At 75.4% G+C, this 20,407-nt stretch carries 23 protein-coding genes and 1 pseudogene; 10 read left to right on the forward strand and 14 right to left on the reverse strand.

Features of this window, described 5'->3' with window-relative positions; genetic code table 11:
• Positions 1–33: 33 nt before the first annotated feature.
• The 9 genes from Ani05nite_RS36065 to Ani05nite_RS36100 all read right to left on the reverse strand — a co-directional run bounded on the left by Ani05nite_RS36065 (position 34) and on the right by Ani05nite_RS36100 (position 5,690).
• Positions 34–771: an ABC transporter permease gene (locus Ani05nite_RS36065; protein ID WP_203775921.1), complete on the reverse strand. Its 738-nt coding sequence runs from the start codon at positions 769–771 to the stop codon at positions 34–36.
• Positions 772–773: 2 nt separating this feature from the next.
• On the reverse strand, positions 774–1,511 hold the full coding sequence (locus tag Ani05nite_RS36070) for an ABC transporter ATP-binding protein (protein ID WP_203775978.1): 738 nt from the start codon (positions 1,509–1,511) through the stop codon (positions 774–776).
• Between the two features lie 149 nt (positions 1,512–1,660).
• Positions 1,661–2,389 carry a potassium channel family protein gene (locus Ani05nite_RS36075; protein ID WP_203775923.1) on the reverse strand — a complete coding sequence of 243 codons (729 nt, stop codon included), beginning with the start codon at positions 2,387–2,389 and terminating at the stop codon, positions 1,661–1,663.
• A gap of 166 nt (positions 2,390–2,555) precedes the next feature.
• Positions 2,556–2,681, reverse strand: a complete 126-nt coding sequence (locus tag Ani05nite_RS42030) for a hypothetical protein (protein WP_275410702.1) — start codon at positions 2,679–2,681, stop codon at positions 2,556–2,558.
• Positions 2,678–3,022, reverse strand: coding sequence for a hypothetical protein (locus Ani05nite_RS36080; RefSeq protein ID WP_203775925.1), 345 nt, complete (start codon positions 3,020–3,022; stop codon positions 2,678–2,680). The genes Ani05nite_RS42030 and Ani05nite_RS36080 overlap by 4 nt, the downstream gene beginning before the upstream one ends.
• Entirely contained in the window at positions 3,009–3,404 is a 396-nt protein-coding gene (locus Ani05nite_RS36085) for a hypothetical protein (protein ID WP_203775927.1), read from the reverse strand. Before Ani05nite_RS36085 ends, Ani05nite_RS36080 begins: the two co-directional genes overlap by 14 nt.
• Positions 3,401–4,645 (reverse strand): NRAMP family divalent metal transporter, encoded by a 1,245-nt coding sequence (locus tag Ani05nite_RS36090; protein WP_203775929.1) that lies wholly within the window; start codon positions 4,643–4,645, stop codon positions 3,401–3,403. Before Ani05nite_RS36090 ends, Ani05nite_RS36085 begins: the two co-directional genes overlap by 4 nt.
• Positions 4,642–5,136 (reverse strand): hypothetical protein, encoded by a 495-nt coding sequence (locus tag Ani05nite_RS36095; protein WP_203775931.1) that lies wholly within the window; start codon positions 5,134–5,136, stop codon positions 4,642–4,644. The genes Ani05nite_RS36090 and Ani05nite_RS36095 overlap by 4 nt, the downstream gene beginning before the upstream one ends.
• Positions 5,133–5,690: a MarR family winged helix-turn-helix transcriptional regulator gene (locus Ani05nite_RS36100; RefSeq protein WP_203775933.1), complete on the reverse strand. Its 558-nt coding sequence runs from the start codon at positions 5,688–5,690 to the stop codon at positions 5,133–5,135. Before Ani05nite_RS36100 ends, Ani05nite_RS36095 begins: the two co-directional genes overlap by 4 nt.
• A gap of 67 nt (positions 5,691–5,757) precedes the next feature.
• On the opposite strand from Ani05nite_RS36100, the gene Ani05nite_RS36105 reads away from it, so the two are divergent.
• The gene (locus tag Ani05nite_RS36105; protein WP_203775935.1) at positions 5,758–5,949 is read left to right on the forward strand and encodes a four-helix bundle copper-binding protein; all 192 of its coding nucleotides are present in this window, start codon (positions 5,758–5,760) and stop codon (positions 5,947–5,949) included.
• Positions 5,950–5,991: 42 nt separating this feature from the next.
• On the opposite strand, the gene Ani05nite_RS36110 is transcribed toward Ani05nite_RS36105, so the two are convergent.
• The gene (locus tag Ani05nite_RS36110) at positions 5,992–6,639 is read right to left on the reverse strand and encodes a TetR/AcrR family transcriptional regulator (RefSeq protein ID WP_203775937.1); all 648 of its coding nucleotides are present in this window, start codon (positions 6,637–6,639) and stop codon (positions 5,992–5,994) included.
• Between the two features lie 67 nt (positions 6,640–6,706).
• Between Ani05nite_RS36110 and Ani05nite_RS41620 the strand changes: the two genes are divergently transcribed.
• The 4 genes and pseudogenes from Ani05nite_RS41620 to Ani05nite_RS36125 all read left to right on the forward strand — a co-directional run bounded on the left by Ani05nite_RS41620 (position 6,707) and on the right by Ani05nite_RS36125 (position 10,514).
• Complete coding sequence (locus Ani05nite_RS41620; RefSeq protein ID WP_239130984.1) at positions 6,707–7,180, forward strand: DoxX family protein; 474 nt, start codon at positions 6,707–6,709, stop codon at positions 7,178–7,180.
• 134 nt (positions 7,181–7,314) lie between these two features.
• Positions 7,315–7,623: pseudogene (locus tag Ani05nite_RS42305) on the forward strand (HEAT repeat domain-containing protein); the annotation flags it as partial.
• 328 nt (positions 7,624–7,951) lie between these two features.
• Positions 7,952–8,320: an Mth938-like domain-containing protein gene (locus Ani05nite_RS36120; protein WP_203775939.1), complete on the forward strand. Its 369-nt coding sequence runs from the start codon at positions 7,952–7,954 to the stop codon at positions 8,318–8,320.
• 76 nt (positions 8,321–8,396) lie between these two features.
• Positions 8,397–10,514 carry a glycoside hydrolase family 15 protein gene (locus Ani05nite_RS36125; RefSeq protein WP_239130985.1) on the forward strand — a complete coding sequence of 706 codons (2,118 nt, stop codon included), beginning with the start codon at positions 8,397–8,399 and terminating at the stop codon, positions 10,512–10,514.
• Between the two features lie 43 nt (positions 10,515–10,557).
• On the opposite strand, the gene Ani05nite_RS36130 is transcribed toward Ani05nite_RS36125, so the two are convergent.
• On the reverse strand, positions 10,558–11,055 hold the full coding sequence (locus tag Ani05nite_RS36130) for a hypothetical protein (RefSeq protein WP_203775941.1): 498 nt from the start codon (positions 11,053–11,055) through the stop codon (positions 10,558–10,560).
• A gap of 369 nt (positions 11,056–11,424) precedes the next feature.
• Between Ani05nite_RS36130 and Ani05nite_RS36135 the strand changes: the two genes are divergently transcribed.
• Positions 11,425–12,219, forward strand: a complete 795-nt coding sequence (locus Ani05nite_RS36135; RefSeq protein ID WP_203775943.1) for an SAM-dependent methyltransferase — start codon at positions 11,425–11,427, stop codon at positions 12,217–12,219.
• Positions 12,220–12,229: 10 nt separating this feature from the next.
• Here Ani05nite_RS36135 and Ani05nite_RS36140 read toward each other — a convergent pair whose 3' ends face one another.
• Positions 12,230–15,004, reverse strand: a complete 2,775-nt coding sequence (locus Ani05nite_RS36140; protein WP_239130987.1) for an FAD-binding and (Fe-S)-binding domain-containing protein — start codon at positions 15,002–15,004, stop codon at positions 12,230–12,232.
• 16 nt (positions 15,005–15,020) lie between these two features.
• Here Ani05nite_RS36140 and Ani05nite_RS36145 point away from each other — a divergent pair, with 16 nt between their 5' ends.
• Positions 15,021–15,719 carry a GntR family transcriptional regulator gene (locus Ani05nite_RS36145; RefSeq protein WP_203775947.1) on the forward strand — a complete coding sequence of 233 codons (699 nt, stop codon included), beginning with the start codon at positions 15,021–15,023 and terminating at the stop codon, positions 15,717–15,719.
• Here the strand turns inward: Ani05nite_RS36145 and Ani05nite_RS36150 are convergent.
• A complete protein-coding gene (locus Ani05nite_RS36150) occupies positions 15,676–16,227 on the reverse strand; it encodes a hypothetical protein (RefSeq protein WP_203775949.1) in 552 nt (183 codons plus the stop codon). The genes Ani05nite_RS36145 and Ani05nite_RS36150 overlap by 44 nt on opposite strands.
• Positions 16,228–16,607: 380 nt before the next feature.
• Between Ani05nite_RS36150 and Ani05nite_RS36155 the strand changes: the two genes are divergently transcribed.
• Together Ani05nite_RS36155 and Ani05nite_RS36160 are read left to right on the forward strand one after the other, a co-directional pair.
• Positions 16,608–17,255 (forward strand): hypothetical protein, encoded by a 648-nt coding sequence (locus Ani05nite_RS36155; protein WP_203775950.1) that lies wholly within the window; start codon positions 16,608–16,610, stop codon positions 17,253–17,255.
• Positions 17,252–17,683, forward strand: a complete 432-nt coding sequence (locus Ani05nite_RS36160; RefSeq protein WP_203775951.1) for a hypothetical protein — start codon at positions 17,252–17,254, stop codon at positions 17,681–17,683. Before Ani05nite_RS36155 ends, Ani05nite_RS36160 begins: the two co-directional genes overlap by 4 nt.
• Before the next feature lie 19 nt (positions 17,684–17,702).
• On the opposite strand, the gene Ani05nite_RS36165 is transcribed toward Ani05nite_RS36160, so the two are convergent.
• A complete protein-coding gene (locus Ani05nite_RS36165; RefSeq protein WP_203775952.1) occupies positions 17,703–18,590 on the reverse strand; it encodes a hypothetical protein in 888 nt (295 codons plus the stop codon).
• Positions 18,591–18,894: 304 nt separating this feature from the next.
• On the opposite strand from Ani05nite_RS36165, the gene Ani05nite_RS36170 reads away from it, so the two are divergent.
• The gene (locus Ani05nite_RS36170) at positions 18,895–20,388 is read left to right on the forward strand and encodes an alpha/beta fold hydrolase (RefSeq protein ID WP_203775953.1); all 1,494 of its coding nucleotides are present in this window, start codon (positions 18,895–18,897) and stop codon (positions 20,386–20,388) included.
• Positions 20,389–20,407 lie beyond the last annotated feature (19 nt).

The following is a 20,407-nucleotide window of genomic DNA, read 5'->3' on the forward strand; positions in this document are numbered from 1 at the left end:
GTGCCCGGCGGACATCCGCCGGCTGCCTGGCCATCAGGGCGAGCGCCGCCGCAGGGTCGCCGCGCCCAGCATCAGCGCGATCACCGCGGCGGCGACGATGATCGCCAGATCGCGCCACATCAGCGAGGTGGCCGCGGCGTTCGCGCCGACCTCGGTCAGGGCCTCGACCGCGTACGACATCGGCAGGACGTCGCTGATCGCCTGCAGCCAGCCCACCATCTGCTCGCGCGGCACGAACAGCCCGCACAACAGCACCTGCGGCAGCACCACCGCCGGCATGAACTGCACCGCCTGGAACTCGCTGCGCGCGAAGGCGCTGACGAACAGCCCCAGGGCCATCCCCAGCACCGCGTTGCCGACCACGATGACGCCGACCAGCCACGGGTTGCCCGTCGTGTCCAGGCCGAGCAGCCAGAAGGCCAGCGCCGAGGCCACCGCCGCCTGCAGCGCGGCGGCCACGGCGAACGCCAGGCCGTAGCCGAGCAGGATGTCGAGCTTGCCGATCGGCGTGGTCAGCAGCCGCTCCAGGGTCCCGCTGGTCCGCTCCCGCAGCATCGCGACGCTGGTCAACAGGAACATCATGGTGAACGGGAAGACGCCCAGCATCACCAGGGCGATCCGGTCGAAGGTGGCGGGCTGCGCGTCGAACATGAACCGCAGCAGGGTCAGCAGCAGCGTCGGCACCACCAGGATCAGCGCGACGGTGCGCCGGTCGTGCCGCAGCTGGCGCAGGATGCGGGCCGCGGTGGCCAAGGTGACCTGGACGGACACGGTCAGACCGCCTCTCGGGTCTGCGGGCCGCGCGGCTCGCCCTGCACGATGCGCAGGAACGCCGTCTCCAGGTCGCTGGCGCCGGCCGCGCGGCGTACGGCATCCGGGGTGTCGTCGGCGACCAGCCGGCCGTCCCGGATCAGCAACAGCCGGTCGCACCGGCCCGCCTCGTCGAGCACGTGACTGGACACCAGCAGCGTGGTGCCGCTCTCGGCCAGCGCGTGGAAGCGCCGCCAGAGGTCCTGACGCACCACCGGGTCCTGCCCGACCGTGGGCTCGTCCAGCACCAGCAGCTCGGGGCGGCTCAGCAGCGCGCAGGCCAGCGAGGCCCGCGCCCGTTCCCCGCCGGACAACGCGGTGACCAGCTGGCCCGCCACGTCCGACAGCCCCACGTCGCGCACCGCCTCGTCCCCGGCCGAGCGGGGCAGGCGGTACAGGGCGGCGAAGTAGCGCGCGTTCTCGCGGACGGTCAGATCGGCGTAGACGCTGGGCGCCTGCGTCACGTAGCCGACCCGCTGCCGCAACGCGGGCGCGCCGGCCGGTTCGCCGAGCACGGTCACCGTGCCGGCGCGTACCTTCTGCACCCCCACGACGCAGCGCATCAACGTCGTCTTGCCGCTGCCGTTGGGGCCGAGCAGACCCGTGACGCTGCCCCGGCGTACGGCGAAGTCCAGGCCGTGCAGCACCGGCCGGCCGCCGCGGTCGACCACGAGCCCGTGCACCTCGATCGCGGTGTCCATCGCCCCTCCCGTCGAGCCGGCGGCGCCGCTGACGGTGACCGCCGCCGTCGCGGCGGCCACCACCACCGACCCTGCCCCGCCGCACCGCGCCTGCGCAGGGTCGAAGGTCCCGACCCGCGGCGGTTACCCGGCGGCGGGGAGCCCGGCCGTCACCGCGGCCGGGACTCCGGCGGGCCGGGCTCGGCCGGCGGCCCGGCGCCGGGCCGGCTCCCCACCTCGAGGCGCAGCCCGGCCACCTCTCGGCGGAGCTCCCGGATCTCGCGCAGCAGCAGGGCGCTGTCGGCGGACTCGTCGGCGGACTTCTCGGCGGTCTCGATGCGTTCGACGATCCAGCTGGCCAGGGACCCGGTCACGAACCCGATCAGGCCGATCCCGGCCAGCATCATCGCCAGAGCCACCAGGCGGCCCTCGAGCGTGGTCGGGTAGAAGTCGCCGTACCCGACCGTGGTGATGGTGACCAGTCCCCACCACAGCGCCTGCGGGTAGGTCTGGATGGTGCTGTCGGGGTGCCCCCGTTCGGCCTCCAGCACGGCCAGCGCGGCGATCAGCACGAGCAGCGTGGTGGTGACCCCGACATAGATCGCCAGCCGGCCCCGGGTCCACGCCTCGGCGCGGCGGTTGAGCACGCTCAGGGCGGTGATCAGCCGGAGCGCCCGCAGCGGGCGGAGGATGGGCAGCAGCAGGACCAGCAGGTCGAACCAGTGCGAGCGCAGGAACCACCGCCGGTTGCGGGCCAGCGACAGCCGCGCGAGGTACTCCAGCCCGAACAACGCCCAGATGACGAGGTTCGCCGCTTCGCAACCGCGCCGCCACCGCGGATCCAGGCCGGGGTCCAGGATCGGCACGGCGTACACGGCTATGAACAGAACCGACAGCATGGTCAACGGGTAGGCGGTCGTCCGCTCCCACCGTCGCAGCCGCCGCTCGGACCCGGCCTCCAGCACTGTCGCGGCCCCACCTTTCCGGTAGTCGGCCACCGGGCGGCCGCTCCGCGGTCCACCGCCTCGTTGTGCGGCGGCGAGCGCCGACCCTACACCGCCGCCCTCAGTCCTCCGGCGGACCCGATCTCCGCCGCGGCCGGCCGGGGCGGGAGATCACCAGGCCGGCGGCCGCGGCGATGACGAACCCGAACACCGTCCAGCCGGCCAGCAGCGCCTCGGTGGCGGTCACGGCCGCACCACCTCCAGCAGCGGCGGGAGCTCGGCGCCGCCGGTCCGCACGCGGACGACCTCCGGCCCCCACGCCAGGACGCGCTCGGCGGGCACGTACCGGGCCACGCGGCCGGCCCTCGCGGTGATCTTCCGCAGCAGCCAGGGGCCCGCCGCCCGGCGCTCGGCGAAGCCCCAGGCGTGCACGAGGCGGCCGCCGCCGACCGCGAGGCCGGCGACGGCCCAGCCGCGGGCCGGCCCGTGCTGCTCCGGCCGGCGGGCGATCCGCAGGTCGTGCACCCGGCCCAGGGGCCGGCCGTGCTCGTCGACGACGGGGCGGGAGAGCAGCTCAGTCGCGCGCATCGCCGGCTCCGGGGAGTCCCTCGACGAGGTGGTGGGCCAGCCAACGTTCCAGGCCCGCCACGTGCGGCAGGTCGCCGAGCGGCACGGTCAGCTGCACCAGGTCGGCGTGGTCGCCGATCGCCGATGCCGGGATGGCCACCGGTTCGGCGCGGTGCTCGCCGGAGCGCAGCCGGGAGGCGACGGCGGCCATGAGCTTTCCGGCCGGCCCGCCCATCCGTTCACCCAGCGCCTGCGCGCCGGTCAGCACCGCGACCACCACCGGTGGCCCGCCGTCCGCGGGCAGGTCGAGCAGGACGTCGTCGACCCGGCCGACCGGCCGGTCCTCGGCATCGACGAGTTGCTGGTCGAGCAGGGTGAACCGCAGGCTCTCGTGATCGTTCACGACGCACCGGCTTTCGTCAGGATCAGCAGCGGCACGGCCGCGACGGACACGACGATGCTGATCAGCAGGGTGATGGTGCCGACGGTGTTGGACAGCCGTCCGTTGGCCAGCTCCCCCATGACCCGCTTGTCGTTGCCGACCAGCAGCACGGGCAGGAACGCGAAGGGCAGCAGCACGGAGCTGAACACGACGGCGTAGATCGTGACCGTGATCGGGTTCAGGGTGGTGAGGGCCAGCGCCGTCGACAGCAGCAGCAGCGCCGCGACGGTGGTGGTGAACCTGGTGGCCCGGGCCGGCGGCTGGACCTCGCCGTAGGCCCACCCGAAGTACTGGGCGAGGTCGTACCCGGTGGCGAACAGCGTCTCCAGGGTGGCGCCGAAGGTCGCCGCGAACACCCCGACCAGGGCAATCGCCAGACCGACCCGGCCGAGCGCCAGCGCGACGGGCAGGACCGTCTGCGAGATGTGCTCCACCCGGATGCCGGGGTCGAAGAACACCAGGAAGGCCACCGCCTGGATGGCGACGGCGAGCAGCCCGCCGAGCGGGAAGCCGATGATGACGTTGACCCGCATCTCGACGAGGTCCTTGGGCCGCCACCGGCTCTCGACCGCGCCCGAGGAGAAGAAGAACATCTCGTACGGGGTCATCTGGGCGCCGACGAGGGTGACGGCGAAGAACAGGTACGCCGGCCAGCTCTCCCCCGACGTGGGCGCCACCGTGGTGGCCGAGGCCCACAGGCGCGACCAGTCGGGCTGCAAATGCCAGACCGCGACGACGAACACGAGCATCGCCAGGCCGAGCAGGCCGTAGATGCGTTCGGTGGCCTCGAACGGCAGCCGCCAGATGACGATGAACACGACGACCGCGGCGATCGGGACCCACAGCAGATAGTGGACACCGCTGGCCAGTTGCAGCGCCAGGGCGATGCCGGACAGCTCGGCCATCACCAGCAGGGCGGTGACCAGGAACGAGCCGATCAGGCCGCCGAGCGCGTAGCCCGGGCCCAGCCGCGAACGGGCCAGGTCGAACGCCGGCCGTCGGGTCTTCAGGGCGATCCGGGCGGACATCTCCGCGTAACACATGATGCCGATGACGGCGAACCCGGTCACCCAGGCCAGGCGCAGTCCGAACCGGGCGCCGACCAGGGCGTCGGCCACCAGATCGCCGATGTCGATGAACCCGCCGATGGCCGACAGCGTGCCCAGGGTGAACCCGAGCAGCATGGACGGTTTGATCCTCATGAACGGCTCGCCGCGGTGAGTTCGTCCGCCACGGCGCCCAGCCGCTCGGCCAGGTCGGGCAGGGGGCGCGCCACCCCCGGCAGGTCGGCCCACCGGCCGCGGTTCGCGGCGATGCGCAGCTCCGCCAGCCGCCGGGTGACCTCGTCGCCCAGGGCGGTGACGGTGGCGCGCACCGCATCCGATCCGGCCGGCGGATCCCAGCCGGCGAACCTGGCCGCGGTGGCGCTCGCGTCGTCCTCGGCCTCCCGCAAGGCGACCGAGGCGGCCTGATGAGTCGCGGACCCGCTCGCCACCGCATCGACCCACAGGCGTGCGGTCCGGGTCTGGGACCGCAGGTAGCCGACCGTCTCGGCGCCCTGCCGGGCGTAGGCCGCGGCGGACCGGGGCGGGGCGTGGCCGAACCACAGCGACGCCATGACCACCGCGAACACGGCGGCCGACACCGCCACCCATCGCACGCCGGTGCCGGCGCCCATATGTGTCGTAGTCAACTCTCCATCCTCCCTGTGCTGGCCCCGGCGGGCACCTCGTCGGCGAGCGGCGCAGTCGTGCTCCAGCCGAGGGACCAGCTCTGCTCCGGAACCTCTCCGGCGGCGTCGGCGAAGCTGCGCAACGCCGTCAGCAGGGGCTCACGGGACCGGGCGGGCATGGTCCGCAGGATGCGACTGATCTCCCGACGCCGCGCCTCGGTGATCTGCTCCACCAACCGCCGGCCGGCGGCCGTCAGGGAGACCCGCACCGCGCGCCGGTCATCGGTGGCCCGGACACGCTGCACCAGACCCCGGCGTTGCAGCCGGTCGCAGTGGCGGGTGGCGGTGGAACTGTTCACCGCCAGCAGGTCGGCGAGGTCGGTCATCCGCTGCGGCCCCCGGGAGGCCAGCACCACCAGGGCACGGTGCTGCGGCAGGGTGATCTCGGCGTCGCCGGAGGCCAGGGACCGCGCGGCCACGGCCACGAGCGCCCGGCTGGCGCTGAGGAACGCCTCCACCAGGTGGGCGTCGACCTGGTGGGACTGGGCGCGGGACGGCGTCACGGCAGGATTCATGCCCCGGGCATAGGTGTCCTATGCACGGGTATCCCCTCGGGGGACGAGGAGAAGGAGAAAGGCCAGGGTGCTTTCCCGGCACACCGGCTACGACGCCACCATCACCCGCAGCCTGCTCGAGGCCTGCGCCGCCGCCTGCCGGTCCTGCGGTGACGAATGCTCCGGCCACGCCGACATGCACGAGCACTGCCGGATCTGCGCCGACGCCTGCCGCGCCTGCGAGAAGGCCTGTCGCGACTTGCTGAGCACCATCGCCTGAGCGCCGCCCGACATCCCGGCGGCGCCGGCCGGGTCGTGCGGGCTATCGCCGCTGCCGGTGGGGGCCGAGGACCTGCTCGATGACCTCGCCCACCAGCGTCGGCGGGATCGGGTGGTGGGCGACCAGGCGGCGGTAGAAGAACGGGGCCGTCAGCAGGTCGGTGGTCAGCTCCAGGTCGAGGGCGGCCGGGAGCTCGCCGCGCTCGCGGGCGCGGCGCAGGATCTCCACGAGCGGCTCGCGACGGCGGCGGGTGAGGTCGGCGTGCCGAGCGGCCAACGCCGGCTCCCGCTCGGCCGCGGCGATGAAGGACCCGAGCAGCCGCGGGAACGGCGTGTCGCGCAGCAGCGCCACGAACGCGCCGAGCAGCTCGGCCACATCGGACTCCAGCCGCCCGGTGGCCGGCGCCGGGAACGGCCGGTACGTGGCGTCCATCGCGTCGACCAGCAGCGCCCCGGTGCTGGGCCAGTGCCGGTAGAGAGTCGCCTTGCTCGCGCCGGCCCGGCGGGCCACCGCCTCCATGGTGAAGCCGCCCAGCCCGTCGGCGTCCAGCACGGCCAGGGCGGCCTCGAGCACCCGGCGCCGGGCCCCCGCGCCCCGGCTGATCGGCCCGCGCCCCGGATCCGGCCGCCGCTCCGGCCCGCCGGACCGGTCCCCGCCGCCGAGCCGCGTCCCGTCTTCCCCGTCCGGCATTGCCCACCTCCGATCGGCACGGTACCGTACCGATAGAGAAACGGATTCGTTTCGATCGGAGGTTCCGATGCGGACCACCGGCCTGACCCGGACGACGACCTTCTACTGGACGACGACGGCGCTGGTGGCCGCCGAGAGCCTGGGCGGCGGCCTCGCCGACCTCCTGCGCGCCCCGCCCTTCTACCCGGCCATGATCGCGCTGGGCTACCCGCCCTACCTCGCCACCATCATGGGCGCCGCCAAGCTCGTCGCCGCCGTGATCGTCCTGGCGCCGGCGCTGCCCCGGCTCAAGGAGTGGGCCTACGCGGGCATCCTGATCACCCTGATCGGCGCCGTGGCCAGCCACGTGGCCACCCGGGACTCGCCGGCGGCCGTCATCGCGCCGGCGGCGTTCGCGGGGCTGGCTCTGCTCTCGTGGCACGGGCGTCCCGCGTCCCGCCGCCTCGACGCGCACCCGCCGGGCGCCGCCGTCGGTCGCGGGCGGGAGCCGGGCCGAAACGCCCCGGGCCTCGGCCCGGGGCGGGCAGACTCGGCCGGGTGACCGACGTACCGCCGCCCGAACCGGGCGACCTGCCGACCGGGCTGCTGCTGCGGCTGGCCCTGCGCGAGGCCGAGGACGACGAGGACGCGCCGGCGCCGTACCTGGTCGCCCTGCACCGGCGGCCGGTCCGGGCGGTGTTCGACGCCGCGGCCGCGCTGGCCGGCGACGGCGATCCGGCCCGGCGGGCGCTCGGGCTGCGCATCCTGCGGGAACTCGGCGCGGAGCGACCCGACGGGCACCGGCCGTTCCGGGCCGCGACGATCCCGCTCCTGCGGGCCCGGCTGCGCGCCGAACCGGACCCCGCCGTCCTGCGCTGGGTCGTCTCCGCGCTCGGCTACCACGGGGTCCGGGAGGCGCTGCCGGAGGTGCTGGCCCTCGCCGGGCATTCGGACGCGCGGGTACGGTTCCACGTCGCGGCCGCCGTGCCCGCCCTGGCCGACCCCGCCGGCGTGCCGGCGGAGGCCGCCGCCGCCCTGCTCCGGCTCTGCCAGGACGACGACGCCGACATCCGCTGGTACGCCCTGCACGCGGTGACCCGGGAGGTCGCGGGGATCGACCCGGCCACGGTGACCCGCCTGACCGCCGGGCTCCTGGACGACCCCGACGAGCAGGTCCGGGCGATGGCGGCCGAACACCAGGCGGCCGCCCCCGCGCCGGGCGCCCGGCCCCCCGCCGGGCCCGGCCGGGCGACGCTACGCTGGACGGGACATCGTGGACGACAGACCGGCGCAGGGTCGCCCGGACGGGCGCCCGGACCTCACCGAGGCAGGCATGACCGACCATTCCCCGAAGATCCTGCGGGTGCTCTGGGGCGAGATGCACGTCGAAGGACTGGGCCGGAGCAAGGACGTCAAGGTGTACCCCGGCGGCGCCCGCGCCTGGGACTGGGCCGAGACCGGCACCGCGCACTACCCCGGCATCCAGCCCGCCGACGTCCAGGAGCTGCTGGACCACGGCGCGCGGGTGATCGTGTTCGGGGTGGGACTGCTGGAACGGCTGCGGGTCCGCCCCGAGACGCTGCGCCTGCTCGACGAACGCGGTGTCACGACGCACGTGGCGGCCACCCCGGAGGCCGTGGCCCGCTACAACGAGCTGGCCGGCGCCGAGGCGGTCGGCGGGCTGTTCCACTCGACCTGCTGACCGGGCGCGCGGCCAGCGCGTGCGATCAAGGCGGGGGCGCGGTAGACCGGGGAGGTCTGTCGTCGAGGAGGCCGATGTGACTGCGATCCTGCCCGCCCTGCCCCTGCTGCTCGTGGCCACCCTGGCAGTCGCGCCCGGCGCCGGCGCGACCGCCGCCCCCGCGACCGGGTCCGCGCCCGGCGCGCCCGGCGTCGACCAGCAGTATCTGCCGGCCGACAAGTCGGGGCTGCTCACCTCGCGCACCCGGCAGAGCCGGGTCTGGGCCACCGTGCAGCGCGAGGGCGGCCTCGGGGAGATCTTCTATCCGACGATCGGCGGGCCGAGCGCCCGGGCCCTCAGCTTCGTCGTGACCGCCCACGGCGGCGTCGTTCCGGCCCGGGTCCGCACCGAGCAGCTCGACGGCCTGCGCTTCCGGCAGACGTTCACCGGCGCCGGGTGGCGGCTCACCGCCGACTACGCCACCGACCCGGCCCGGTCCACCGTGCTGGTGGACCTTGCGCTCGCGGCGCCGCGGGGCCACGACCTGTACGCGATCTACGACCCGGCGCTGGGCAACTCCCGCGCGGGCGACTCCGGGCGTACCGCCGGCGGGGCCCTGCTCGCCACGGACGGCGGGGTGTCGAGCGCGCTGGCCGGCTCCTTCGCCGCCACGTCGAGCGGGTTCGCCGGGGTCAGCGACGGCCGCACCGACCTGCGCGACGGGCGGATGGACTGGCGGTACTCCTCGGCCACGGCCGGCAACCTGGTGCAGACGGCGGCGCTGCGCGGGCGGCACACCACCGTGGCGCTGAGCTTCGCCGGCACGGCCGCCGACGCGCTGACCGCCGCCCGGGCCTCGCTGCGGGCCGGCTTCCCGGGCGTCGCGCGCTCGTACGCGTACGGCTGGCAGCGTTATCTGTCCGGGCTGGACGACCCGCCCCGGGTGCTGCGCACCGCCGCGCAGCGGCAGCTCTACCGCACCTCCGCGATGGTCCTCGCGGCCTCGGAGGACAAGACCCACCCCGGGGCGTACGTGGCGGCGCCGGCCGCGCCGTGGGCGTTCGGCACGGACGACCCGTCAGGCCCGTACCACCTGGTGTGGTCGCGGGACCTCTACCAGATCGCCACCGGCCTGATCGCCGCCGGTGACCGCGCCGGGGCCGGACGCGCGCTCGACTTCCTGTTCGGCGTGCAGCAGAAGCCCGACGGCTCGTTCCCGCAGAACTCCCGGGTCGACGGCACACCGGTGTGGGGCGGCCTGCAGCTGGACGAGGTGGCGCTGCCCATCGTGCTGGCCTACCAGCTGGGCCGCGGCGACCGGTGGCCCGGCGTCAAGCGGGCGGCCGACTTCCTGGTCGCGTACCCGGGGGCGCCGTTCACGCCGCAGGAGCGCTGGGAGAACCAGTCCGGCTACTCCCCCAACACGATCGCCACGGCCATCGCCGGCCTGGTGTGCGCCGCCTCGTTGGCCCGCGCGCACGACGACCCGGCCTCGGCGCGGCGCTACCTCGCCACGGCCGACGCGTGGCGGGCGCGGGTGAAGTCCTGGACGGTGACGACCACCGGCCCGTACTCGGCCCGGCCGTACTTCCTGCGGCTGACCAAGGACGGCAACCCGGACGCCGGCACCACCTACGACATCGGCGACAGCGGGCCGGTGGGGGTGGACCAGCGCCGCGTGGTCGACCCCAGCTTCCTGGACCTGGTCCGCCTGGGCGTCCTGCCGCCCGCCGACGCCGACGTGGTCAACACCCTGGCCGTCGTCGACGCGCAGCTCGGCGTGGCCACCCCGCGCGGCTTCTTCTGGCACCGGGCCTCCTTCGACGGCTTCGGCGAGCAGCTCGACGGCAGCCAGTGGGAGTACGACGAGCCCGGCGGCTCCCTGGTCTCCCGGGGCCGGGCGTGGCCGCTGCTCGGCGGCGAACGCGGCGAGTACGAGATCGCCGCGGGCGACCTGCGTGCGGCGAGCGCCCGGCTGGCCGCGATGACCCACGCCGCCGGCCCGGGCGGCATGCTGCCCGAGCAGGTCTGGGACCACACGCCCCCGGCCGGGCAGAGCGGCCGGTTCGCGCCGGGCACGCCCACCTTCTCCGCGACCCCGCTGGCCTGGACGCACGCGCAGTACCTGCGGCTGGCCCGCGACCTGGCGGCGCGCCGGGTCGTCGAGCAGCCCGCCGCGGTCGCCGAACGTTACCTGGGCCGCCGTTCCGGTTGAGTCACGCCGGGCACCGGCCGAGCGGCCGGTGCCCGGCTGCTCGTCAGCCGGCGACCGTGATGGTGAACGTGTCGACGTTGGCGTCGTCGCTCTGCGGGACGTCCGGGACGAAGCCCACCATCGTCGTGCCGGTGCCGAGCGGGCCGGCCGCCGTCCCGGCGGGCGCCGTGAGGATCCACTCGAAGCTGCGCTCCTCGCCCTCGGCGAGCTGGCCACCGGAGAGCGTGCAGCCGACGCCGCCGCCGCCCGGCGGGACGGGCAGCCGCCCCGCCCCGACGCAGACGTCGCTCGGCTCGACGGCCGGCCATCCGTCGAGGCCGGCCGGAACCGCGACCTCGGTCCACAGCTCACGATGCGCGACGTCACCGTCGTTGCGGACGGTCACCGGGACCCGGCCCGCGAAGGTGCCGTCCGCCTGGCGCGTGAGTGTCACGTCGGCGGCGGTCACCGCGAGGGCGCCGGTGGTGGCCGGCACGTACGGCTGCGGGTTGCGCACCGAGCCGGAGGTGGACCGGAACAGCGCCGGGAACTCGGCGGTCACCCCGCCGGCCCCGACGCTGCCGACCTGCGGCGTGGCCGGGCGCGGCAGGCTCCAGGATCAGCCTGTTCACCTTGACCGTCACGGCGGCGTCGGCGGGTGCGGCGTCGGCCGCGACGGCGCCGCCGAGCACCCCGGAGGCTGCCGCGAGCGCGATCGCGCCCGCGCGGAAGAGAGTGCGCACGCTGGGTCGTCCTTTACATCGATTCCCCGTGCGACCGGAGGATGATCCGGCCGATCGATTGCGCGGGCCACGGTAGCGATGATCGATCATCGATGTCTGCCCGGGACGGGGCGGCCGGCTCAGCGGGCCGGCAGCGCCGCCGGCCATCGATGCTTGCGCATCCTGCGCGGTTGTCGTAGAACGGGCCCATGACGCCCACGGATGACGAGATCTCGGCCCAGCTGCGGCCGGACGTCCCGCACGCGGCCCGGATCTGGAACTACTGGATGGGCGGCAAGGACAACTTCGTCGCCGACCGGGCCGCGGGGGACGCGGTCGCCCAGGTCTACCCCGAGATCGTGCTGATGGCGCAGCACTCGCGCCGGTTCCTCATCCGGGTGGTGCGGTACCTGGCCGCCGAGGCCGGCATCCGGCAGTTCCTCGACATCGGCACCGGGCTGCCGACCATGCAGAACACCCACGAGGTCGCTCAGGTCGTCGCGCCCGAGGCGCAGACCGTCTATGTGGACAACGACCCGCTGGTGCTGGTGCACGCACGGGCCCTCATGGCCCAGGCGCCCGGCAAGGGCCGCACCACGCACGTGGCCGCCGACTACCACCAGCCGGAGCTCATCCTCGCCGAGGCGGCCGAGGTGCTCGACTTCTCCCGGCCGGTCGCGGTGATGTTCATGGGCGTCATGGGCTACGAGCCGGACCTGACGGTGGTGTCGTCGATCGTGCACCGGGTGCTGGACGCGACCGCGCCGGGCAGCCACCTGGTGCTGTGGGACGGCACGAACACCACCCCGGCCGTGGTCGAGGGCGCGGCCCGGCTGGCGCAGAGCGGTGGCGTGCCGTACATCCTGCGCAGCCCGGAGCAGATCGGCAGCCTGTTCGACGGGCTGGAGCTGGTCGAGCCGGGCCTGGTGCAGATCACCGCCTGGCGCCCGGACGGCGAGCCCCCGTGGCTGGACGCGTACGGCGCGGTGGCCCGCAAGCCCTGAGCGCGGCGGCTCAGCGATCGAGCAGCTGGGCCAGGTGCACCGCGGGCCGGTCCCGCAGGTCGGCGACCTGGGTGCGGCAGGAGAACCCGTCGGCCAGCACGACGACCCCGGGCGCGGCGTCGAGGGCGGGCAGCAGGTTCTGCCCGGCCACGGCCACCGACACCTCGTAGTGGCCGATCTCCACGCCGAAGTTGCCGGCCAGGCCGCAACAGCCGGCCAGCCGCCGCACCCGGGCCCCGGTGGCGGCGAGCAGGTCCGCGTCGGCCTGCCAGCCCAGCACGGCGTGGTGGTGGCAGTGCGGCTGGGCGATGACCTCGACGCCGGACAGGTCGGGAGCGGTCCAGCCGGGGGTCTCGGCGAGCAGCTCGGCGAGCGTCCGCACCGACTTCGCGACCGCCGCCGCGTCCCGGTCTCCGGGCAGCAGCTCGTGGACGTCGGAGCGCAGGACAGCCGTGCAGGAGGGCTCGATGCCGACGATCGGGACGCCGTCGCGGGCGGCGTCGGCCAGCGCCGCCACGGTACGGGTGAGGATCTTCTTCGCCGCGTCGAGCTGACCCGTGGTGATCCAGGTCAGGCCGCAGCACACCGAGCCGGACGGCAGCCGCGGCTCGTACCCGGCGGCGCGCAGCACCCGTACCGTGGCCTCGGCCACCTCGGGTGAGAAGGCGTCGGAGAACGAGTCGGCGAAGAGCACGACCGGTTTGCGGCCCTCGGCGGCCTTCGCCGCGAAGGTCCGCCGGAACGGGCGCCGCGCGAAGGCGGGCACGGAGCGCCGCTTGTCCACCCCGGCCAGCCAGAGCAGGAACCGGCCGAGCACCGGCAGCCGGATGGCCAGGTTCGCCGGCCCCGGCGTCCAGCCGGCCAGCCGCGCCCAGAGCGGCAGCTTGCCCAGCGTGTAGTGCGAGCGGGGCCGCAGCCGGCGCCGGTAGGTCTGGTGCAGCACCTCGGACTTGTAGCTGGCCATGTCGATACCGGTCGGGCAGTCGGACGCGCAGCCCTTGCAGGACAGGCACAGGTCCATCGCGTCGTGCACCGACGGGTGCGACCACGCGAGCTCGCCGCGTACCACCTCCTGCAGCACCCGGGCCCGCCCGCGGGTGGAGTCCTTCTCCTCGCGGGTGGCCAGGTAGGAGGGGCACATGACGCCGCCGGCCGCGGAGTTGTCGGCGCGGCACTTGCCGACGCCGGTGCAGCGGTGCACGGCCTGGCCCAGTTCGCCGTCGTCGTGCGGGTAGGCCAGGGCCAGGTTCCGCAGCGGGAAGCGGCCCGCGGGCCGGACGTCGGCGTCGACCGGGTCGGGGTCGACCAGCACGCCGGGGTTGAGCAGGTTGTCCGGGTCGAAGGCGCGTTTGACGCCGGCGAACAGGGCGATCGCGTCCGGGGAGTACATGTGCGGCAGCAGCTCGGAGCGGGCCCGGCCGTCGCCGTGCTCGCCGGAGAGCGAACCGCCGAACTCGCCGACCAGCTTCGCCGCGTCGGTGAGGAACTCCCGCATGATCTTGGTGCCGCCGGGCTGGTCGAGCGGCAGGTCGAGCCGGACGTGCATGCACCCGTCGCCGAAGTGGCCGAACGGGGCGGACGTCAGGTCGTACGAGGCCACCAGCTCGTCGAAGCGGGCCAGGTAGGCGCCCAGCTTCTCCGGCGGGACGGCGGCGTCCTCCCAGCCGGGCCAGGCCGGTTTGTCCGACGGGGCCCGGCCGGCCAGCCCGGCGCCGTCCTCGCGGATGCGCCACAGCCGGGCCTGGATCGCGGGGTCGGTCACCACCAGGGCGTCGTCGGCGATGCCGCCGGCCGCGAGCCGCCGCGCCCGGGCCGCCACCTCGCCGGCCTCGTCGCCGGCCAGCTCGACGAACAGCCAGGCGCCACCGCGCGGCAGTGGCGGGACGGCGCCCGGGCCGCGCCGGGCCCGCAGCACGTCGAGCAGCCGGGAGTCGAGTCCCTCGCAGGAGGTCGGGCCGTGCGCCACCACGGCCGGCGCCGCCTCGCCGGCCGCGACGATGTCGGCGAACCCGAGCACGACCACCACCCGGACCGGCGCGTCCACGACCAGCTTGACGGTGGCCCGGGTGATGACCGCCAGGGTCCCCTCCGAGCCGACCAGCGCCCGGGTCAGGTCGAAGCGCTCGGGCAGCAGGTGCTGCACGGCGTAACCGGAGACCTGCCGGCCGAACCGGTCGAACTCGGTGCGGGCGGTGGCCAGGTGCCGGCCGACGACCGTACGCAGCTCGTCGAGGACGGGCGCGGCGCCGTGCACGCCCGCCGGCCCGGTGCTCAGCGCCTCCCCCGCGGCGGTCAGCAGCTCCAGGCCGGCCACGTTGTCCGACGTCCGGCCGTAGGCCAGCGACCGGGAGCCGCAGGCGTTGTTGCCGATCATCCCGCCGATCGTGCAGCGCGGATGGGTCGACGGGTCCGGCCCGAAGCGGACGCCGTGCGGCATGACCGCCTTCTGCAGGACGGCGTGCACCGTCCCGGGCTCCACCACCGCCGTGCGGGCCTGCGGGTCGATCTCCAGCACCCGGTTGAGGTGCCGGGAGAAGTCGAGCACGATGCCGCGCCCGACGGCGTTGCCGGCCACCGACGTGCCGGCGCCCCGGGAGGTGAGCGGCACCCCGGTCGCCCGGGCGACGGCCAGCGCGGCGGCCACCTCGTCGACGTGCCGGGGGCGCACCACGGCCAGCGGGGGGATCCGGTACAGCGAGGCGTCGGAGGCGTACATGCCGAGCGTGCCGGCGTCGGCGCGCACCTCGAGCCCGGCCCGGTCCAGCGCCGCCACCACGTCAGTCATGCGTAACATGTTACTCGTGCCCGCCCTGACCCTCCCCGCGGAGGCGCCCTCGCTCGCCGAAGCGGTCGCCCAGTCGGTCCGCGACGGCGTCGCCGCCGGCGAGCTCGTGCCCGAGCAGACCTACTCCGTCTACCAGCTGGCGGACCTGCTCGGGGTCTCCCGCAGCCCGGTCCGCGAGGGGCTGCTGCGGCTCGCCGAGGCCGGCCTGGTGGAGATCATCCGCAACCGCGGCTTCCGGGTGCTGCCGCCGCGGGCGCACGACATCGAGGAGATCGTCGGCATCCGCCTCGCCCTGGAGCCGCCCGCCGCCCGCCGGGCCGCCGAGCAGGCGAGCGACGAGCAACTCGGCGCCGTCCGGTCGGCCCTGGACGCCATGGCGGCCGCGGCCGCCCGGGGCGACGACGCGTCCTTCTGGCCGGCCGACCGGGCCCTGCACGACCTGCTGCTGCGCGCCTCCGGCCGGACGCGTACCGCCGGCATCGTCGCGCAGCTGCGCACCACCACCGCGCTGCTCGGCCCGCCCACCACGGCCAGCGGGCGCACCCTGCGCGAGATCCACGCCGAGCACGAGCCGGTGGTCGGCGCCGTGCTGGCCCGCGACGGCGCCGCCGCCGAGGCGGCCATGCGCGCCCACCTCGAGGCCACCGGCCGGCTGCTGATGGCCACCCTCGTCAGCGGCTCGTCACCAGCTCGCGGCGGACCTGGCCGGAGCTGACCGCGAGCGCCCAGCCGGTCGCCGACGACACCAGGCGCAGCTTGACGATCGTCGAGCCCGGCGCCGCGCCGAGATCCGCGGGACACGGCCGGCCGACCGCCGGCCCCACGGAGGTGCCCGAGATGCCGGAGCTCGCGCCGGTGAGCCGGAACCCGGTGACGCCGTCGCCGTAGCCGGTGGACGAGCGCGGCCGGTCGCGGCGGACCACGGCCTCGGTCAGCTCGTAGCGCCCGAACTCGCGGTGGTGCACCAGCGGGTACGTGCGACCCCCGCAGACCGCCGAGTACGTGTCGTCGGTCCAGAAGTCGTGGTCGAAGGCGAGGCGGCCGGCCCGCGCGGTCAGCGTCGCGGGCGTCCAGCCGAAGGCCCGGCGCACGTCCGCCGCGCCGACGAAGCCGGTGTGCGCCTCGGGGTCGTACGTCACCGCCGCGGAGGCCGGAGCGCCCCCTCCGAGGCCCGCGGCGAGAACGGCGCCGGCGACGACAAGCCGGGAAAAGCGCGCATCCATGGTCGACTCCTGAGTTCATCCGCGGCGGCCGGCGCCCGCGCCCGCGGGTGCCCATCGCGATCAACGAGCAAGCACCGGCCCGGGTTGTGTGACGCATGGCACATAACTCAGTGTTAGGAATGCGGATTTCCGGGAAAGCGCGGATCCCGCCCGGAGAGACGGGCAGCGCGCCACACGGCTGTCCCGGCTGAAGGGCACCCGGCACAGCACTGCCGGGCGCGGGGGCCGCCTCCGGTGATCCCGCCGGTCACCGGGGGTAGCCGCCGGCGGTCACCGTCCGGGCCGGCGCGCCGAGCTCGTGCCCCGAGGACCACCGGCGGGACCTTCGCCCCTTCACCCGGCTCCGTCCGAGGTCTGGACTGGAGTCGAGGTGGACCGCCATGACCAGGAACGTCGAGCCCGGCCCGCCGAGCGCCAGCGTGTCGGTGTACTGGCTGCCGCTGGGCGCGGGCGGGCACGTCGTGCGCTGGAACGGCCGGCTCTACGAGGCGGTCGTCGCCCGCCGCGAACACCGCCCGGCCGCCGACCTGTACCACTGCGCCCTGGAGGTCGTGGTCGACGCCGGCCGCTCCGTCATCGAGATGGCGCCGGTCTGGAGTGTCCGCGCCGCCGACCGCGGCGTCGTCCGGCAAGGACCGGTCGGCCTGCCGTGGCTCGGCCGGTTCACCGCGTTCCGCTACGAGGTCCGGCGGTGGCGGGACGGGATCATCCCGGATCTCGCCGAGGCCGCCGGCGGCCCCGTCCTGGCCGGATCCGACCCCGGGCGCGCCCGGGAGCTGCTCGACCTCGTGCCGCAGGCGCCCCCGGTCACCTGGGGCCGCGACGAACTGCGCACCGGTGACATGTGGAACTCCAACTCGCTCGTCGCCTGGCTGCTGGCCCGCAGCGGGCACCCGGTGACCGGGATCGGCCCGCCCGCCCACGGCCGCGCCCCGGGCTGGCGGGCCGGCCTGGTCCTGGCCGCCCGGCAGCAACCCGGCCGGCGGCGGGCGCCCACCGTCGGACACCACGATGGGAGGTCATCGTGAACACCAGCGCCACCACCCGGAGCCGGCCGTCCAGGGCGGCCCGCGCCTTCGGCTACACGATCGCGGCCGTCGTCAACTCCGTGCTGCTCTACCTGATCAACGTCCGGCCCGGCTGGCGGGCCGTGCCGTTCCTGACCGAGGACACCAGCCAGGTCCTGGCCCTGGTCAACCTGTCGCTGGCCGCGGGGATAGCGGCCGACCTGCTGTACGTGCTCCACGACGCGCCGCGGTGGAAGGCGCTCGGCGACCTGATCACGACCGGCATCAGCATCGCCGTGCTGGCGCGCCTGTGGACGGTCTTCCCGTTCGCCTTCGACGCCGAGCAGTGGACGCTGGTCGCCCGTACCGTGCTGGTGGTCGCGATGGCCGGCAGCGCGATCGCCATGCTGGTGGACCTGGTGGCGATGACCCGGCACCGGACGGCCTGACCACCCGGTGGCCCCCGCGTCAGGCGGACGGCCGCTGACCGCCGGCCCGCGCGGGCCGGCGGCCACCGTGCGCCAGCATCAGCGCCGCGCCCACCGCGAAGGCGGCGACGATCACCGGCTCGACCGGGTCGAAACCCGGGGCGCCGGGCACCTCGGCGACCCTCTGCACCACCAGCGCCGTCAGGTACGCCACCTGGTGCAGGACGCCGGCCACGAGCAACCCCGTCGCGGCGACGTAACCCCACCCGGCCCGGCGCCACAGCAGCACGCCGGCCAGCCCGTAGGCCGGCGCCAGCAGCGACAGGTCCAGCGCGGCGCCGAGCCGGGTGACCGCGGCCGGCACGATCAGCCGCGACGGTTCGGCCAGGGCCGATCCCGCGGCCAGGGCCCGTACCGTGCCGGCGGTCCACATGACCGCGAGCGCCACACCCAGCAGCAGCAGGACGCCGCCGGCGAACCGTACCGGCGTCCGGGGGCCGAAGCCGGCGGCGAGCCGCGGCACGTCGATGGCGGCCAGCAGGAGCACCAGGGCGGCCAGGGACAGGGTGAACACCACGGCGTGGGCCGGGAACAGCACGGTCAGCTCGGTCCCGAACAGGTAGTAGGCGTAGGTGTAGACCAGGGACATCAGGACGCCCGCCCACACCAGCGCGGCCCGCGGGGTGCGCCGCGCCGCCGCCCACCCGAGCAGTGGCACCGTGAGCAGCAGCGTGACCAGGTCGTAGCCGCGCAGCACGGCCGAGACCGAGCCCGGGCCCGGATAGCCGCCGACGAGGCCGGCGAGCGCGGACCCGGCGAGCAGCACGGCCAGCCCACCCGACACCGCCGCCGAGGCAGCGAGCGCCCGCGGATGCGCGACGGGCACCCGGTCGGCCGGCGGGCCGGGCGCCGCCGGGTTGCTGGTCATGACCCCTCCCCTGATCGTGGCCGGGGACCGCCGGGAGCCCCGGGCGGCCCGTCTCCAGCCTTCGCCCGAAACACCGCCGATGGCCAGGGCCCGAGGTCCCCGAACCCGGGTCCTTCGGGCCCGGCGGTGGACAAGGAGGCCGGTGACGCCGGGACGTCGTCCTCTGCCGCCGGCGGCGCCCGCGCGCGACGCTGGACGGGACACCGCCGCCGGCGACCCCGGCGCACGACGCCCGGGCGGGACACCGCGGCCGGCGACGCCGGCGCTGGACGCCGGGACCGGACGCTGGAAGAGGTGATCACCGATGCCTGTCACACCGGTGCTGCCCGCGGCGGGCGAGAACGCGCCCGGCGCGCCCGCAGCCGCACGAGAGAACCGGGTGCCGGCCGTCGTGGCCTGGCTACTCGTCGCGCTGTCGGCAGTGGTGTCGGCCGCCCTGATGCCGCGCGCCCCGGTCACCGGCACCCAGGTGATCGCGGTGCTGGTCGGGGCGACCGTGGTCGGCGGGCTGACCGGCTGGTCCGTACGGTCGCGGTGGGCCGTCGTGGCGGCGCCGGCGCTGCACCTGGCCGTCTGGGAACTCGCCCGCGCGACGGTGTTCCGGCTGGACGGTCCCAGCTTCGGGCCGCCGCGCTTCGACGTGGCGCTGGGCGTGCTGCTCTTCGTCGCCGTCCACGTCATGTACGCCGTGGTGGCCGGCCTGCCCATGCTGCTGGGCGTGCTCGCCGGGCGGGCCTGGCGGCGCCGGCCGGCGCGGGCCGCCGTCGTCTGGCCGGCGGTCGCCGTGCTGGCGGTCGCCTCCCTGGGCGACGCGCTGGTGCGCCCGGAGCGGGTCCATCCGGTGCCCGGCGGCGTCGCCACCGTGACCAGGGTCCGGCTGGGCGGCGCCGAGCAGTGGGTGTCGATCCGCGGCGACCGGGCGGACAACCCGGTGCTGCTGCACCTGGCCGGCGGGCCGGGCAGCTCCGACGTCGGCTGGGTGCGCACCTTCAACCAGCCGCTCGAGAAGCACTTCACCGTCGCGGTCTGGGAGCAGCGCGGCGCCGGCAAGTCCTACCCGGCGGTGGACCCGACCACCGACCTGACCCTCGACCGGCTGGTCTCCGACGGCCTCGAGCTGGCGAGCTGGCTGGCCCGGCGCTTCGACGAGCCGAAGATCTACCTGACCGGCAACTCCTGGGGCAGCACCCTGGGCGTGCTGATGGCGCAGCGCCGGCCGGACCTGTTCCACGCCTACGTCGGCACGGGCCAGATGGTCGACCAGCGCGAGACCGACCGGCGGCTGTACCGGCAGCTGTCCGCGTACGCCGAGCGCATCGGCGACCGGGAGCTGCGGGGCAGGCTGACCGCGCTCGGCGAGCCGCCGTACCGCGACGTGTTCGGCTATGCCCTGGTGATGGACCACTACGACGTCATCGAGCCCTACGACCGGACGCCGGCCTTCGAGGCGGCGCGCGGCCCCCGCGGCTTCTTCCCGGACGAGTACAGCCTGCTCGACTCGTGGAACGAGCTGCGCGGCTTCGCCGACATGGGCGGGCTGGTCTACCCCCAGCTGCAGGACATCGACTTCCGGCGGGACGTGCCGCGGCTGGACGTGCCGGTCTACTTCATGCGGGGCCGGCACGAGCTGACGGCCCGCGGCGCCCTGGCCGACGAGTGGATCGCCGGGCTGCGCGCGCCGATCAAGCGCGTGTACGACTTCCCGGACTCGGGCCACAACGCCGACGCCGAGGAGCCGGGCCGCTACAACGACCTGCTCGTCACCACCGTCCTCGCCGAGACCTACGGCCGCCGGTGACCCGCGGGCCGGGGCGGCG

The organism is Actinoplanes nipponensis (assembly GCF_016862275.1).
GTDB classification, from domain to species: Bacteria; Actinomycetota; Actinomycetes; order Mycobacteriales; family Micromonosporaceae; genus Actinoplanes; species Actinoplanes nipponensis.

Excerpts from the sequence above, each read along its gene's own strand:
- Ani05nite_RS36070 (WP_203775978.1), bottom strand. The coding sequence starts at position 1,511 with ATGGACACCGCGATCGAGGTGCACGGGCTCGTGGTCGACCGCGGCGGC.
- Ani05nite_RS36075 (WP_203775923.1), bottom strand. The coding sequence starts at position 2,389 with ATGCTGTCGGTTCTGTTCATAGCCGTGTACGCCGTGCCGATCCTGGAC.
- Ani05nite_RS36080 (WP_203775925.1), bottom strand. The coding sequence starts at position 3,022 with ATGCGCGCGACTGAGCTGCTCTCCCGCCCCGTCGTCGACGAGCACGGC.
- Ani05nite_RS36090 (WP_203775929.1), bottom strand. The coding sequence starts at position 4,645 with ATGAGGATCAAACCGTCCATGCTGCTCGGGTTCACCCTGGGCACGCTG.
- Ani05nite_RS36100 (WP_203775933.1), bottom strand. The coding sequence starts at position 5,690 with ATGAATCCTGCCGTGACGCCGTCCCGCGCCCAGTCCCACCAGGTCGAC.
- Ani05nite_RS36110 (WP_203775937.1), bottom strand. The coding sequence starts at position 6,639 with ATGCCGGACGGGGAAGACGGGACGCGGCTCGGCGGCGGGGACCGGTCC.
- Ani05nite_RS41620 (WP_239130984.1), top strand. The coding sequence starts at position 6,707 with ATGCGGACCACCGGCCTGACCCGGACGACGACCTTCTACTGGACGACG.
- Ani05nite_RS36120 (WP_203775939.1), top strand. The coding sequence starts at position 7,952 with ATGACCGACCATTCCCCGAAGATCCTGCGGGTGCTCTGGGGCGAGATG.
- Ani05nite_RS36135 (WP_203775943.1), top strand. The coding sequence starts at position 11,425 with ATGACGCCCACGGATGACGAGATCTCGGCCCAGCTGCGGCCGGACGTC.
- Ani05nite_RS36140 (WP_239130987.1), bottom strand. The coding sequence starts at position 15,004 with ATGACTGACGTGGTGGCGGCGCTGGACCGGGCCGGGCTCGAGGTGCGC.
- Ani05nite_RS36150 (WP_203775949.1), bottom strand. The coding sequence starts at position 16,227 with ATGGATGCGCGCTTTTCCCGGCTTGTCGTCGCCGGCGCCGTTCTCGCC.
- Ani05nite_RS36155 (WP_203775950.1), top strand. The coding sequence starts at position 16,608 with ATGACCAGGAACGTCGAGCCCGGCCCGCCGAGCGCCAGCGTGTCGGTG.
- Ani05nite_RS36165 (WP_203775952.1), bottom strand. The coding sequence starts at position 18,590 with ATGACCAGCAACCCGGCGGCGCCCGGCCCGCCGGCCGACCGGGTGCCC.
- Ani05nite_RS36170 (WP_203775953.1), top strand. The coding sequence starts at position 18,895 with ATGCCTGTCACACCGGTGCTGCCCGCGGCGGGCGAGAACGCGCCCGGC.